We start from the raw sequence: 12,910 nt of genomic DNA, 5'->3' as shown, positions 1-12,910 counted from the left end.
CCCTCTTCCTCACCAGTTGCGGAACCGGGCCGGCGGCGCATAGAGCCCGCCCGACCAGTGCACGAGATCCTTGATCGAGCGCGCGGCGAGCCAGCGGCGATCGGCGTCGAGCGGATCGATGCCGAGATCCTCCGGGCGGCGGATCACGCCGCGCTCGCGCAGCCGCTCGACCATCTTCCGGTCGCGGCCGCGGCCGATCTCCGTATAACCGGCGACGCCGCGGATCGCATGCTCGCGTTCGTCCTTGTCGCGACACATCAGCAGGTTCGCGATCCCTTCCTCGGTGACGATGTGCGTGACGTCGTCGCCGTAGACCATGATCGGCGCGAGGTCGAGCTGCAGCTTGTCGGCGAGCTTCAGCGCGTCGAGTTTCTCGACGAACATCGGCACGTTCTTGTCGCCGAACGTCTCGCCGATCTGCACGACGAGCTTGCGGCCGCGCCTGAGTGCCGCCGGCGTATCGGGGTCGGCTTCCGCGCCGGCCTTCAGCCACGGCTCGCTCGGGTGACGCCGGCCGCGCGCATCGCTGCCCATGTTCGGCGCGCCGCCGAAACCGGCGATGCGCTCGGCAGTGACCGTCGACGAATGGCCGGACAGGTCGATCTGCAGCGTCGAGCCGATGAACATGTCGCACGCGTAGAGGCCGGCCGTCTGGCAGAACGCGCGGTTCGAGCGCAGCGACCCGTCGGAGCCCGTGAACCATATGTCGGAACGCGCGCGGATGTAGTCGTCCATCCCGACTTCCGAGCCGAAGCAGTGGATCTGCTCGACCCAGCCCGATTCGATCGCGGGAATCAGCGTCGGGTGCGGATTGAGCGCCCAGTGCGAGCAGACCTTGCCCTTCAGCCCGAGCTTCTCGCCGTAGGTCGGCAGCAGCAGTTCGATCGCGGCCGTGTTGAAGCCGATCCCGTGGTTCAGGCGCTTGATGCCGTAAGGTTCGTAGATGCCCTTGATCGCGAGCATCGCGGTGAGGATCTGCGTCTCGGTGATCGCGGCCGGGTCGCGCGTGAACAGCGGCTCGACGTAGAACGGCCGGCCCGCCTCGACGACGAAGTGCACGCGGTCGCCGGGAATGTCGACGCGCGGCACCTTGTCGACGATGCGGTCGACCTGCGCGATCACGATGCCGTCCTTGAACGCGGTGGCCTCGACGACGGTCGGCGTGTCCTCGGTGTTCGGGCCGGTGTACAGGTTGCCGTCGGCGTCGGCGCTGACCGCGGCGATCAGCGCGACCTGCGGCGTGAGGTCGATGAAGTAGCGCGCGAACAGCTCGAGATAGGTGTGCACCGCGCCGAGCGCGATCTTGCCGCCGAACAGCAGCTTCGCGATGCGCTGCGACTGCGGGCCCGAATACGCGAAGTCGAGGCGCTTCGCGATGCCGCGCTCGAACACGTCGAGATGCTCGGGCAGCACGACGCCCGACTGCACCATGTGCAGGTCGTGAATCTTCGCGCTGTCGACGTCGGCGAGCGCCGTCGCGAGCAGGTCGGCCTGCTTCTGGTTGTCGCCTTCGAGGCACACGCGGTCGCCGGGCCGCAGCACCGCTTCGAGCAACGCGACGGCGTCGCGCGCATCGACCCGCTTGCCCTGCGCGAAACGCGCACCGGCCGCGAGGCGTGCATCGCGCGCCTGCCGCGCGTGATTCCATCCCGTCATGAACAGTTCTCCCGCTTCGATGGTTCAGCGGCATTCTAAGCCGGGCGCCGCCGCCGATTGATGATGTTGACGAATGCGACTCAGAGGACGCCGCGATGGATGCGGCCCGCACGCTTGCAGCCGCATCGCAGCGCGCTACGCGCCGACCAGCGCGCGCGTCGTGAAGAACAGCACCGACGGCCCGAGCAGGCAGCCGACACCCGTATGAAACGTCGCGACCAGCGCGCCATACGGGACGAGCCGGCGGTCGGTCGCGGCGAGCCCCGCGCTCACGCCGCTGACGGTGCCGGCCAGGCCACCGAAGATCATCGCGGAACGCGGCGTCTTCAGGCCCATGAAGTTGGCCGCGACCGGCGTGCCGACCATCACGATGATCGCCTTCACGAGCCCCGTCGCGATGCTGAGCGCGATCACGTCGGAGCTCGCGCCGATCGCCGCGCCGGTCACGGGGCCGACGATGTAGGTGACGGCGCCCGCGCCGATGGTCGTCATGCTGACCGCGTCGGTGTAGCCGAACGCGCGCGCGATGCACGCACCGACGATGAACGGCAGCACGGTGCCGAGCAGCAGCGACACGACGCCGACGAGCCCGGCCTTGCGTGCCTCGGTCGGCTGCACTTCGAACGCGGTCGCGACGATCGCGAAATCGCGCAGCATCGCGCCGCCCATCAGGCCGATGCCGGCGAACAGCTTGACGTCGGCCAGCCCCTTCTCGCCACCGGTGAATGCGCCGCCGACATAGGCGAGCACGAGGCCGATGACGATCGCGATCGCGGAGCCGTGTACACGGCCGAACGTGAGCTTGCGCGACGCGATCGACGACAGCCACATGATCAGGCCGACCAGCGCGAACGACGCGACGAGCCCGTTGTGGGCGACGACTTTTTCGAGCATCTGCAGCATGGCGGCCTCCGTCACTGTTCTTCGAATTGCGGCACGGCCGCGAAGGCCGTGTCGTCGCGCCCGGTGCGCACGAGTACCGCGATGCAGCATGCGCAGATCGCGACCGCGCCGACGGCGGCCAGCAGCGCGACGGGGCCGCCCTTCAGCGCGGCGACGACGTTCTGGTTCGCGGCCATCGCGACGACGACGGGGATGTACATCGCGCCCCAGAACCCGACGCCGGCCTCGGTTTCCTTCGGCAGCCAGCCGCGCCGGTGCAGCCAAAGGCGCAGGCAGATCAGCAGCAGCATCGCGATGCCGACGCCGCCGACGTTGGTCTTCACGCCGATCGCGCTGCCGAGCAGGTCGCCGAGGAACAGGCCGGCCAGGTGGCAGAACGCCAGCAGCGCGGTTCCGTAGATGATCATGAGTCGTCTCCAGTCTCTTCGTGACGGGCGCCGGACGCATGCAGGAACCGGCCCCGCACGCCGATCCCGTGCGCGGACTTGTCTCCTGCGGCGGTGCGCCGCGGCCCGGCGGCCCGTCGTGCGGGCGCGTTCTCGGGCGGTCGATGGGATGATGCGGTTTCGGGCCGGACGCCGGATGCCGTAGACTGACCGATGCAGCCGCCGGCACGACGCGGGCTACGCATCCGGTGCGCGCCGTGACGGGCACGCACCGGGGCGTGATCCGATACTAGCGCCGCAATATCCGGCCATTTATGAAGTTGTCGAAACCGATTCAGTGGATTTAGCAATGCGCCCGTTACCGCCCGAGCTGCTGCGCAGCTTCGTCGCCGTCGCCCAGTCCGGCAGCTTCACCGCCGCGTCCGAGCGCGTGAGCCTGTCGCAGTCGACCGTCAGCCAGCATATCCGCCGCCTTGAGGAGCTGCTCGACCGGCCGCTGTTCGAACGCGACACGCGCAACGTGCACCTGTCGCAGCACGGCGACGCGCTGTTCCGCTACGCGGTGCGCATCCTCGAACTGATGGACGAGGCCGTCACGTCGGTGTGCGGCCCGCCGCTGTCGGGCAAGGTGCGGCTCGCGATGTCGGAGGATTTCGCGTCGGCGCACCTGACGGCCGCGCTCGCAAGCTTCGTGCAGCGCAATCCGGAGGTCGAGCTCGCGATCTCGACCGGGCTGTCGGGCGACCTGTTCGACGCGCTCGACGAAGGGCGGCACGATCTCGTGTTCGCGAAGCGCATCGCGGGCAGCCGGCGCGGCCGCGTGATCCGCAGCGAGCCGCTGTACTGGTGCACGGGCCCCGATTCGCGGATCACCGGCCACGAGACGGTGCTGCCGCTCGCGATGCATCCGGAGCCGAGCGTGTCGCGCCGCCGCGTGCTCGAATCGCTCGAAGCCGTCGGGCGGCCGTACCGGATCGCGGTAGTCAGCAGCAGCGTCGCGGTGTTGCGCGCCGCCGCGAGCGCGGGGCTCGGCGTGAGCGCGTTCGCGGGCTACGTGATCCCGGCCGGGCTCGCGCGGCTCGACGCGGGGCTGCCCGAGCTCGGCGAACTCGAGTACGTGATCGACCGGCCGGCGGCCGCGTCGCGATCGACGCTCGCGCTCGAAGCCACGCTGATCACGGCCGCGTCGGAGTTGTAAGCTCACCGGGCACGACGCACGCGTGCGCGGCCGGCCGCGCCTGCAACTGACCGTTCTGCCCGGAACGCGTCATCGTCCGCGCAGCACCCGCTCACGACAATGGGCCCCATCGGAACGCACGGCAGCCGCCGCGCGCATCCGGTGTCCCGTCCCCTTGATCGGAGCACACCATGAATGTCTTGCGATTCGCCGTCGCGACCGCCGCCGCCGCCCTGCTGTCCCCCGCCTTTGCCCAGACCGATGCCGCTGCGCCCGAACCGGGCCTGACACGCGCGGAAGTCATCGCCCAGCTCAAGCAGGCCTATCTCGACGGTGAACTGCCGACGAACGACGGCAACTACCCGCCGAGCGCCGAGACGCGCGCACGCAACCGCGAACTCGTGCAGGCCGCGAGCCCGTCGTGGCTTGCCCAGACGCCGCGGGCACCGCAAACCGCCGCGCAGCAGTAGCGGAGCGCGGCCCGACCGATCGCGGCCCGACCGAAACGCTCCGCCCAGGCACGATCACGGCAGGAAACTGCGGCGCCGCGCGTCGATCAGCTCGACGAGCAGGCGGTCGCGTTCGGCCGCCAGTTCCTGCATCGAGCGCTCGCCCTGGATCGCGCGCAATTCGTCGTTCAGCTTGCGATCGACGTCCGGGTTGAACGAGGGCGTGCCGAGGTCGTCCCACCAGCTCGTGATCGGCCCCGACAGGTGCTCGAGGAAGTGCGCGATTCCACCCGCGCCGCCACCGAGGTGATAGGTCAGGCACTGCCCCATCAGCCCCCAGCGCAGGCCGGGCCCCCATGCGACGGCCTTGTCCGCATCGGCAACGCTAACGACGCCTTCGCCGACGAGGTGATACACCTCGCGAAACAGCGCCGCCGCGAGCCGGTTCGCGACGTGGCCGGTCATCTCCTTGTTGAGGACGATCGTCTGCTTGCCGAGCGCATCGTAGAACGCCTTCACGCGCGCGATCACGTCCTGGCCGGTGGCCTCGCCGCCGACCAGCTCGACGAGCGGAATCAGGTGCGGCGGATTGAACGGATGCGCAATCAGGCAACGTTCCGGATGCCTTTCGCACGCGGTCTGGATGTCCGACATTTTCAGGCCCGACGAACTCGACGCGATCGGCACGTGCGCGGGCAGCACGTCGTCCATCTGCCGGTACAGCGCGCGCTTCAGGTCGAGCCGCTCCGGGCCGTTCTCCTGCACGAAGTCGACGCCGTCGAGCGCACGCACGAGATCGGCATCGAACGACAGCCGCGCGGAAAGCTCGGCGGCCCGCTCGCCGAGAAACGCGGCCAGTGCGTCGCGCAGCCGCGCGTCGGCTTGCGGCGCCGGATCGGTCGCGACGACGTCGAAGCCCTGCGTCAGGTAGAAAGCGGCCCAGCTGGCGCCGATCACGCCGGCGCCGACGATCGCGATGCGTCGAATGTCCATGGTTGTCCCGTGTCGTTGGTCTGCGGATAGATCGCGGCGATTGTCGCATCGAACCGCACGGGCCTGCATTGATGCAGATTGTGGGTCCCCTCTTGAAATGCGCTGCGGCGGCCACTAACTACGCGTCGTCGGGCAGCGCACCGCACCACGCACTGCCCCCGTTTCGACCCAGTGGAGCCCCCGCGTCGCGCCCGCCGCCGGCGTCGCGCCGTCACGTCTCCCGCGTTCCCTGTTCAGGAGGACTCACATGAGCGGTATCCATTTCGGCAGCGACCTGTTCGACGAATTCGCCCGCGTGCAGCGGCAGGTGGCGAACCTGCTCGGCGATCGTCCGTCCGGCATTCGCGCGGTGCGGCCCGGCGCCTTTCCCGCACTCAACGTCGGCGCCACCGACAGCGCGATCGAGATCGTCGCGTTCGCGCCCGGCATGGCCGCGGCCGACTTCGACGTGTCGATCGACAAGGACCTGCTGACGATCAGCGGCGAGCGCAAGCCGGCGCCAGGCGGAGAAGGCGACGACCTGCGCACCTATGCGCAGGAGCGCTTTCACGGTGCGTTCCGCCGCGTCGTCGAGCTGCCGCGTGACGCGGATCCCGACCAGGTCAGCGCCCGCTATGAAAACGGCTGCCTGCTGATTCGCGTCGGCCGGCGCGAGGCATCGAAGCCGCGCGCGATCACCGTTCAATAATACTCAGGATACCGACATGAATGCGAACCCGACCCTGGCCGAACGCCAATCGAGCACCGTCCACCCCGCTGCCGCCGAAGCGGCGCGCCGGCCCGCGATCACGCCGGCCGTCGACATCGTCGAGAATCACCTCGGCGTCACGCTGCGGGCCGACCTGCCCGGCGTGCCGCGCGAGAACCTCGACGTGAAGGTGCACGACAACACGCTGACGATCGAGGCCGACACGCACCTCGATACGCCGGCCGACCTCCGCGTGCGGCATGCCGAAATCCGCGCGACGCGCTATGCGCGCAGCTTCGTGCTGAGCCCCGACCTCGACACGTCGAGGATCGACGCGAACCTGCGCGACGGCGTGCTGACGCTGACGATTCCGCGCCGCGAGGAAACGCGTCCGCGCCGCATCGACGTGACGGCCGGCAACGCGTAGGCATCGGTGCGTGCCGTCGTCCCGCACGCGTGAAAAAGCCCCGCCGGGTACGCGCCCGGCGGGGCTTTTCAACGACATGACGACATCGGCGGAGTCAGTCGAAGTCGAACAGGTCGAACACCGATTTCCGGCGACGCTGGCCGTCATGCTTGTAACGATCGCCGTGCGAGCGGCCATCGTGCCGGTCCCGGTCGTCGTGAGCGCGGCCGTCGCGCCCCCACCCGCCGTCATGGCCGCGCGGCGCTTGCGCATCGTGCCGCACGGGCGTCTCGTCGCGACGCACCGGCGCGTCGCCGGCCTCGCGCGCGATCAGCTTGTCGAGTTCGCCGCGATCGAGCCATACGCCGCGGCAGGTCGGACAGTAGTCGATTTCGATCGACTGGCGCTCGGCCATCAGCAGGTCGGGCGTCTTGCAGACAGGGCATTTCATCGCGCTTCTCCTTTCCGTGCGAATTTCGTCTGGATGCCGTATGAAACGCGCGAGCCGGGTGCCGCCTGAGCGGCAGCCGGTGTCGCGCGCGGCCGCTCAGCGGCCTTCCGTCCTTGCCGCGCGCTTCGCCTTCGCGCGCCGCGCCAGCATGTTCATGCCTTCGACGAACGCCGAGAACGCCATCGCCGCGTAGATGTAACCCTTCGGCACATGCGAGCCGAAACCTTCGGCGATCAGCGTCATGCCGATCACCACCAGGAACGACAGCGCGAGCATCACGATGGTCGGGTTGCGGTCGATGAAGCGTGCGAGCGGCTGCGCGGCGAACAGCATCACGGAGACGGCGACGATCACCGCGACGAACATGATCGGCACGTGTTCGGTCATGCCGATCGCGGTCACGATGCTGTCGATCGAGAACACGATGTCGAGCATCACGATCTGGCCGATCGCGGCCCACATCGTCAGGCCTGCCGCGCCGCCGGCACCGCCCGTGCCGTCACCGTCGTGCGACACGTGGTGATGGATCTCGGTGGTCGCCTTCCACACGAGGAACAGGCCGCCCGACAGCAGGATCATGTCGCGCCACGAGAACGCATGGTCGAACAGCGTGAACACCGGTTCGGTGAGGCTTGCGATCCACGCGACGCTGCCGAGCAGCGCGAGGCGCATCACCAGCGCGAGCGCGATGCCGAGGCGCTGCGTGCGGGCGCGCTGCGCTTCGGGCAGCTTGTTGCTGAGGATCGAGATGAAGATCAGGTTGTCGATGCCGAGCACGACTTCCATCACGACGAGCGTCAGAAGCGCCGCCCAGACGGCGGGGTCGGCGGCAAGCGTCAGCAGGTAGTCCATGAAATGGGCCGATTCGAAAGTGGAAAGTCCGATGATATGCCGCCCAGAACTTCGTAAAAATCAGAGAGAATCTGATTTTTGGTTCGGTTTTTCCGAAATTACGATCCGATGCTCAATTTCCGACATCTGTACTACTTCTGGGTCGTCGTGAAGGAAGGCGGCTTTGCGCGCGCGGCCGGACGGCTCGACATGGCCGTGCAGACCATCAGCGCGCAGGTGCGCGAGCTCGAGAAGGCGCTCGGGCACCAGTTGCTGCGCCCGGCCGGACGCAGCGTCGCGATGACCGACGCCGGCCAGGCCGCGTTTGCGCGCGCGGAGGCGATCTTCGAGATGGGACGGCTGATCCCCGACGAAGTGCGCGCGGCGGCCAGCCAGCCGACCGTGCGGCTCGCGGTCGGCCTCGCGGACGGCATCTCCAAGCTAGCCGCGCACGCGATCCTGGCACCCGTGCTGGATACCCCCACGCTGCGGCTGCTGTGCCACGAGGGCGAGCACGACGCGCTGCTCGCGGAGCTCGCGCTGCATCATCTCGATCTCGTGCTGGCCGGCGAGGGCGCGCCGTCCGGTTCGAACCTGCGCGTGACGAGCGAGCGGCTCGTCGCGTCGCCGGTCGACTGGTACGGCCCCGCGGCACTCGTCACGCCGGCCGCGCGGGAGCACTTTCCGCAGTGCCTCGCCGAGCTGCCCGTGCTGCTGCCGACCGCGCATTCGGCGCTGCGCGCGCGCCTCGACCGGTGGCTGGAAGGTGAGCGGATCGTGCCCCGCGTGGCCGGGGAATTCGAGGACAGCGCGCTGATGGCCGTGTTCGCGGCGCGCGGCCTCGGCGTGTTTCCGCTGAGCGAACTCGGCGCGAACGATGCGTCGCTGCTGCGCGGGTTGCGGCGGCTCGGGCGCGCGGGCGACGTGACCGAGGAGATCCACGCGATCCGCTCGCGGCGCGGCGAACACCATCCGCTGACGTCGCAATTGCTGGACGCGGCGCGCGGCGCGCCGGCCGACTGAAGCGAGTGCGACATCAAACGAAACTATAATGGCGCCCCGGCCTTACGAGATTGCCGCGCGCTTCATCCAGGCACCGCCGTTGCGCGGCCTCTCGCCAAGCCTTCTGAAAGACGCCATGCACAACCGATTTCGCCTGTTTTCCGTTTCGTGCGCGCTCGCGGCCGCGACCGTGCTGGCGGCGTGCTCGTCGCCGCCCAAGCCGATCTACCAGCAGGAACAGTTCGACGCGACGAGCAGCCCGTATGCGCATACGTTCCATTCGAAATCCGACGCGGCCTGCGAGGCCGCGCGGCGCGCGCTGCTGAGCCAGGGTTATGTGGTGTCGTCGTCGCGCAACGATGCGGTCGACGGCAGCAAGAATTTCCAGCCGAACAACGACATGCACGTCGTGATCGAGTTTCACGTCGTGTGCGCGGACGCGAACGCGGACGGCTCGTCGAGCATCGCGTACGTCAACGCGGTGCAGGATCGTTACACGCTGAAGAAGTCGAATACGTCGGCCAGCGTCGGGCTCAGCGTGTTCGGCTCGCTGTCGCTGCCGATCGGGTCGAGCGACGACGCGCTCGTCAAGACCGCCAGCGAGACGATTCCAGCCGGCGTGTTCTATGAGCGCTTCTTCAATCTCGTCGAGCATTTCCTGAAGATCGACCCGGCCCGCCGCGACCGCGCGACCGTCAAGGCCGCCGAGAAGGAACCCGTCACGCCGCTGCCCGAACCCGCGCCGACGCCGCAGGGCGAGCCGATGAAGATGACGACCCCGGCCGTGCCGACGCCGCCCGCGGCGCCGGTGCCGCTTTCGCTGCCGGCCGTCGCCCCCGAATCGGGCGCGCATGCCGTGCCGGCCGCGGCGTCGGCCGTGGTCGCGCCGGCGGCGATGCGTGCTGCCGCGCCGGTGGGCGCGTCGGGTTCGGGTGCGGTACCGGCTTCGGTACCGGCTTCGGTTCCGGTATCGGCTCCGGCTTCGGCTCCGGCTTCGGTTCCGGCTGCGGGTGCGGCACCGGCTCCAACCGCCGCGTCGACGCCCGCACCGGCGATGGCACCTGCAACAGCGTCCGGGACGGCATCCACACCGGCATCGGCGCCCGCGCACGCTTCCACGCCTGTTTCCGCTTCCAGTCCGGCATCGACACCCGCCACAGCGGCCTCGGCGCCCGCCGCTTCCCCACCCGCCGCTGCGACGCCGACACCGACACCGACACCGGCCGCGCCTGCGCCCGTGTCCGCCGCATCGGCCGCCGTACCGGCATCGGCGCCCTCGAGCTCGGCACCCGCGCCTGCCGCGGCCAATCCTGTCGCCTCGTCCGCCCCGTCCGGCGCGAGCGCACCGGCCGCAAACTGACCGGCCACCCGTATCGCCGCGCCCGGCCGTAACCGGCGCAGCGCGACGATACGCACCCTTCCCCGTCGTTCGTCGCATGAATTTCCACGCTGGCGGCTGCCTGTCCGTTGCGTAGCCGGCATGGCGCCGACGCTTCGCGGCGGGACTACGCGCCAATGCACGCGTTCGCCGCGATCGACGGCCGCGTTATCTACCGCAACGTCGCGCGCAGCGTCTGCAACTGCTCGACAGTCGCCGTCACGCCGCCGCAGACGATCACGGCGATATCCTTCGCCGACGCGAGCACGGGCACCGGCCGCTCGAGCGCAGCCAGTGCGGCACCGCAGGCGGGCTCGACGACGATGCGGTGTTCGTCGACGAAGCGCAGCGACGCGGCCACCGCGTCGGCGTCGGACACGACGACCGGATGAATCTCGTGCCGCGTCGCCCATTCGACCGCCGCGTCGCACGGCCGCTTCGCGCCAAGCGACGTCGCGATGCTCGTGATCGCCGGCAATTCGACCGGGCGCCCCTGCGCGAGCGAGCGCGCATAGCAGTCGGCGCCTTCCGTTTCGGCCGCGACCACCGGCACGTCGTGCCAGCCGTTGCGCGCCAGCCCTTCGAGCACACCGCACAGCAGCCCGCCGCCACCGACCGCGAGCACGACCGCGTCGGGCTTCGGGCCGGCCGCCGCCATCTCGTCGATCATCGTCGCGTGGCCCTGCCACAGCACGCGGTCGTCGAACGGGTGCACGAACGCATCGTGCTCGCCGAGCGTCGACTGCGCGAACGCGTTCGCCTCGGCCCAGCTCGGGCCGTGCACGATCAGCTCCGCGCCCTCGACACGGATCAGCTCGCGGGCGCGGGCCGATGCGCTTTCCGGCACGACGACACGTACCGGCACGCCGAGTGCGCGGCCGCAATAGGCGACCGCGATGCCCGCGTTGCCGCCCGACGACGACACGAAGCGCCGCGCGCCGGCCGCGTGCCGCGCTTCGCAGACGGCACCGATGCCGCGCAGCTTGAACGAGCCCGACGGCTGCAGCGCATCGAGCTTCAGCCGGATGGTCCTGCCGAGCCGGCGGGACGCGATTTGCGAGCGGATATAGGGGGTCGGGATATGAAGCGGCATGGGGACGGAACCAATGGGATCGGAGCGAACGGAAGAAACTCGCGGAAGAAGCGCACGCGACGCGCGAGGGCGAGCGGCGATGACGGCCATCGTACGGCAGGCTCCCCATGCTTTCCAATACCATTGCATGGCACTTGTTATGCTTCACAGGTATATCAACGAACCGGAACGGATACCGCATGCGCCAGATCGAATTGCGTCACCTGCGCTACTTCGTCGCCGTCGCACAAGCCGGCAGCGTGATGGCGGGCGCCCGTGCGGCCGGCATCGTCCAGCCCGCGCTGTCGCGGCAGATCCGCGAACTCGAGGACGCGATCGGCACGCCGCTGCTGATCCGCCGCACAACGGGCGTCACGCTCACGGCGGCCGGCACGAGCTTCCTGCAGGACGCGACCGGCCTGCTCGCGACCTTGCAGGACAGCCGTGAGCGCGCACTGCGCAGCGCGGCCGGCCAGCTGGGCGAACTACGGCTCGGCGCGTTGCCGAACTGCCTGCCGTTGCCCGTCGTCGCGAACGTCCTCAGGGCGTTTCGCGATGCCTGCCCGGACGTCAAGCTGTCGATCGCGCCGATGCTGTCGGCCGAACAGGCGAACGCGCTGGTGCGCGGCCAGCTCGACGGCGGCATCATGGCGTGGCGCCGCGACGAGGCGCCGCACCTGTCCGGCGTACGATTGCTGAGCGACCGCTTCGTGCTCGCGATGCCCGCGCCGCCGGGCGGACGCTTCACCGCGCCGCGCACGCTGGCCGACGTCGCGAACGAGCCGTTCGTATGGTTCGACGCGCAGCGCTCCGCCGCGCATCACCGGTTCCTGATGGCGCAGTGCCGGCAGGCCGGCTTCACGCCGCGCATCGCGCAGGTCGGCAGCGACATCCCGACGCTGATCGGCCTCGTCGCGGCCGGAATGGGCTGTGCGTTCGTGCCGGAAAGCGCGTCGCCGACCTGCCCGCACACGGTCAGGCTCGTCGCGCTCGACGAACTCGCGAGCCGCTTCGACATCGAGTTCGTGTTCGACGGCGCCGCCGTGCCGCCGTCGCCCGTCGTCGCGCGGTTTCTGGCGGCCGTGCGCGATGCGGCCGGCGAAGCGAACTGACCGGGCGCGGTTCGACCGAAGACGCGTCCGCCCTACGATCCGGGCAGCCGAATTCGCCCCGTCGATCCACGACCGGATGCCCCTCCGTCAAAACGCCGGTTCGACTGGCCTGACGTACTAATCACGCGCACCCCTTGCGCTAAACATCTTTCAAAACGCCGACGGGAGACGCCGCAGCGCCGGTGTTTTTAAATTGACACCCAAAACGGCCGTTTAACGCCGGTTCGAATTGTCACGCGTCGAAATATACTTCGCGCGCATCCAACCCTCGTGCCAAAGAGAGGATGCGTTTCTGCCCCGGTCACGGCCCCCCTGTGGCCGGGGCTTTTTTTGCCTGCGTGCCTTGTCTGCCAAGGGTTTACGGTGGTGACGCGACGCTCGCGCCGGGCGATGGCCGTCACCTCGC

14 protein-coding genes are annotated in these 12,910 nt (G+C 69.3%); 7 read left to right on the top strand and 7 right to left on the bottom strand.

Features of this window, described 5'->3' with window-relative positions; genetic code table 11:
* Nucleotides 1-9: 9 nt before the first annotated feature.
* The 3 genes from mdcA to madL all read right to left on the bottom strand — a co-directional run bounded on the left by mdcA (nucleotide 10) and on the right by madL (nucleotide 2,966).
* The gene (gene mdcA / locus DPV79_RS06085; protein WP_027787897.1) at nucleotides 10-1,656 is read right to left on the bottom strand and encodes a malonate decarboxylase subunit alpha; all 1,647 of its coding nucleotides are present in this window, start codon (nucleotides 1,654-1,656) and stop codon (nucleotides 10-12) included.
* 135 nt (nucleotides 1,657-1,791) lie between these two features.
* Nucleotides 1,792-2,559: a malonate transporter subunit MadM gene (gene madM, locus DPV79_RS06080; protein WP_021162695.1), complete on the bottom strand. Its 768-nt coding sequence runs from the start codon at nucleotides 2,557-2,559 to the stop codon at nucleotides 1,792-1,794.
* An 11-nt stretch (nucleotides 2,560-2,570) separates the two neighbouring features.
* Nucleotides 2,571-2,966: a malonate transporter subunit MadL gene (madL, locus tag DPV79_RS06075; RefSeq protein WP_021162694.1), complete on the bottom strand. Its 396-nt coding sequence runs from the start codon at nucleotides 2,964-2,966 to the stop codon at nucleotides 2,571-2,573.
* Between the two features lie 328 nt (nucleotides 2,967-3,294).
* On the opposite strand from madL, the gene DPV79_RS06070 reads away from it, so the two are divergent.
* Both DPV79_RS06070 and DPV79_RS06065 read left to right on the top strand, forming a co-directional pair.
* Entirely contained in the window at nucleotides 3,295-4,143 is an 849-nt protein-coding gene (locus DPV79_RS06070; protein ID WP_021162693.1) for a LysR substrate-binding domain-containing protein, read from the top strand.
* A 170-nt stretch (nucleotides 4,144-4,313) separates the two neighbouring features.
* Nucleotides 4,314-4,592 carry a DUF4148 domain-containing protein gene (locus DPV79_RS06065; protein ID WP_048025418.1) on the top strand — a complete coding sequence of 93 codons (279 nt, stop codon included), beginning with the start codon at nucleotides 4,314-4,316 and terminating at the stop codon, nucleotides 4,590-4,592.
* Nucleotides 4,593-4,646: 54 nt separating this feature from the next.
* Here DPV79_RS06065 and DPV79_RS06060 read toward each other — a convergent pair whose 3' ends face one another.
* The gene (locus tag DPV79_RS06060) at nucleotides 4,647-5,564 is read right to left on the bottom strand and encodes a 3-hydroxyacyl-CoA dehydrogenase NAD-binding domain-containing protein (protein WP_059486706.1); all 918 of its coding nucleotides are present in this window, start codon (nucleotides 5,562-5,564) and stop codon (nucleotides 4,647-4,649) included.
* Nucleotides 5,565-5,811: 247 nt separating this feature from the next.
* Here DPV79_RS06060 and DPV79_RS06055 point away from each other — a divergent pair, with 247 nt between their 5' ends.
* Nucleotides 5,812-6,252 (top strand): Hsp20/alpha crystallin family protein, encoded by a 441-nt coding sequence (locus tag DPV79_RS06055; protein WP_021162690.1) that lies wholly within the window; start codon nucleotides 5,812-5,814, stop codon nucleotides 6,250-6,252.
* Nucleotides 6,253-6,268: 16 nt separating this feature from the next.
* Nucleotides 6,269-6,679 (top strand): Hsp20/alpha crystallin family protein, encoded by a 411-nt coding sequence (locus DPV79_RS06050; RefSeq protein ID WP_048025420.1) that lies wholly within the window; start codon nucleotides 6,269-6,271, stop codon nucleotides 6,677-6,679.
* Nucleotides 6,680-6,773: 94 nt separating this feature from the next.
* Here DPV79_RS06050 and DPV79_RS06045 read toward each other — a convergent pair whose 3' ends face one another.
* On the bottom strand, nucleotides 6,774-7,109 hold the full coding sequence (locus DPV79_RS06045; protein WP_027787904.1) for a TFIIB-type zinc ribbon-containing protein: 336 nt from the start codon (nucleotides 7,107-7,109) through the stop codon (nucleotides 6,774-6,776).
* 96 nt (nucleotides 7,110-7,205) lie between these two features.
* The gene (locus DPV79_RS06040; RefSeq protein WP_113045007.1) at nucleotides 7,206-7,961 is read right to left on the bottom strand and encodes a TerC family protein; all 756 of its coding nucleotides are present in this window, start codon (nucleotides 7,959-7,961) and stop codon (nucleotides 7,206-7,208) included.
* Nucleotides 7,962-8,069: 108 nt separating this feature from the next.
* Between DPV79_RS06040 and DPV79_RS06035 the strand changes: the two genes are divergently transcribed.
* Nucleotides 8,070-8,963, top strand: coding sequence for a LysR family transcriptional regulator (locus DPV79_RS06035; RefSeq protein WP_059554891.1), 894 nt, complete (start codon nucleotides 8,070-8,072; stop codon nucleotides 8,961-8,963).
* 115 nt (nucleotides 8,964-9,078) lie between these two features.
* Entirely contained in the window at nucleotides 9,079-10,302 is a 1,224-nt protein-coding gene (locus DPV79_RS06030) for a DUF2242 domain-containing protein (protein WP_113045052.1), read from the top strand.
* 190 nt (nucleotides 10,303-10,492) lie between these two features.
* Here DPV79_RS06030 and DPV79_RS06025 read toward each other — a convergent pair whose 3' ends face one another.
* The gene (locus DPV79_RS06025) at nucleotides 10,493-11,413 is read right to left on the bottom strand and encodes a pyridoxal-phosphate dependent enzyme (protein ID WP_021164262.1); all 921 of its coding nucleotides are present in this window, start codon (nucleotides 11,411-11,413) and stop codon (nucleotides 10,493-10,495) included.
* Between the two features lie 179 nt (nucleotides 11,414-11,592).
* On the opposite strand from DPV79_RS06025, the gene DPV79_RS06020 reads away from it, so the two are divergent.
* Entirely contained in the window at nucleotides 11,593-12,504 is a 912-nt protein-coding gene (locus tag DPV79_RS06020; RefSeq protein WP_059486699.1) for a LysR family transcriptional regulator, read from the top strand.
* Nucleotides 12,505-12,910 lie beyond the last annotated feature (406 nt).

This window comes from Burkholderia reimsis (assembly GCF_003294055.1).
GTDB classification, from domain to species: domain Bacteria; phylum Pseudomonadota; class Gammaproteobacteria; order Burkholderiales; family Burkholderiaceae; genus Burkholderia; species Burkholderia cepacia.
The sequence above is the reverse complement of the archived record's forward strand: the minus strand, read 5'-3'. Positions and strand labels throughout refer to the sequence as shown.

Coding starts and splice junctions, on each gene's coding strand:
- DPV79_RS06070 (WP_021162693.1), top strand. CDS start 3,295: ATGCGCCCGTTACCGCCCGAGCTGCTGCGCAGCTTCGTCGCCGTCGCC.
- DPV79_RS06040 (WP_113045007.1), bottom strand. CDS start 7,961: ATGGACTACCTGCTGACGCTTGCCGCCGACCCCGCCGTCTGGGCGGCG.
- madL (WP_021162694.1), bottom strand. CDS start 2,966: ATGATCATCTACGGAACCGCGCTGCTGGCGTTCTGCCACCTGGCCGGC.
- DPV79_RS06030 (WP_113045052.1), top strand. CDS start 9,079: ATGCACAACCGATTTCGCCTGTTTTCCGTTTCGTGCGCGCTCGCGGCC.
- DPV79_RS06055 (WP_021162690.1), top strand. CDS start 5,812: ATGAGCGGTATCCATTTCGGCAGCGACCTGTTCGACGAATTCGCCCGC.
- mdcA (WP_027787897.1), bottom strand. CDS start 1,656: ATGACGGGATGGAATCACGCGCGGCAGGCGCGCGATGCACGCCTCGCG.
- DPV79_RS06035 (WP_059554891.1), top strand. CDS start 8,070: ATGCTCAATTTCCGACATCTGTACTACTTCTGGGTCGTCGTGAAGGAA.
- DPV79_RS06050 (WP_048025420.1), top strand. CDS start 6,269: ATGAATGCGAACCCGACCCTGGCCGAACGCCAATCGAGCACCGTCCAC.
- DPV79_RS06025 (WP_021164262.1), bottom strand. CDS start 11,413: ATGCCGCTTCATATCCCGACCCCCTATATCCGCTCGCAAATCGCGTCC.
- DPV79_RS06045 (WP_027787904.1), bottom strand. CDS start 7,109: ATGAAATGCCCTGTCTGCAAGACGCCCGACCTGCTGATGGCCGAGCGC.
- DPV79_RS06020 (WP_059486699.1), top strand. CDS start 11,593: ATGCGCCAGATCGAATTGCGTCACCTGCGCTACTTCGTCGCCGTCGCA.
- DPV79_RS06060 (WP_059486706.1), bottom strand. CDS start 5,564: ATGGACATTCGACGCATCGCGATCGTCGGCGCCGGCGTGATCGGCGCC.
- madM (WP_021162695.1), bottom strand. CDS start 2,559: ATGCTGCAGATGCTCGAAAAAGTCGTCGCCCACAACGGGCTCGTCGCG.
- DPV79_RS06065 (WP_048025418.1), top strand. CDS start 4,314: ATGAATGTCTTGCGATTCGCCGTCGCGACCGCCGCCGCCGCCCTGCTG.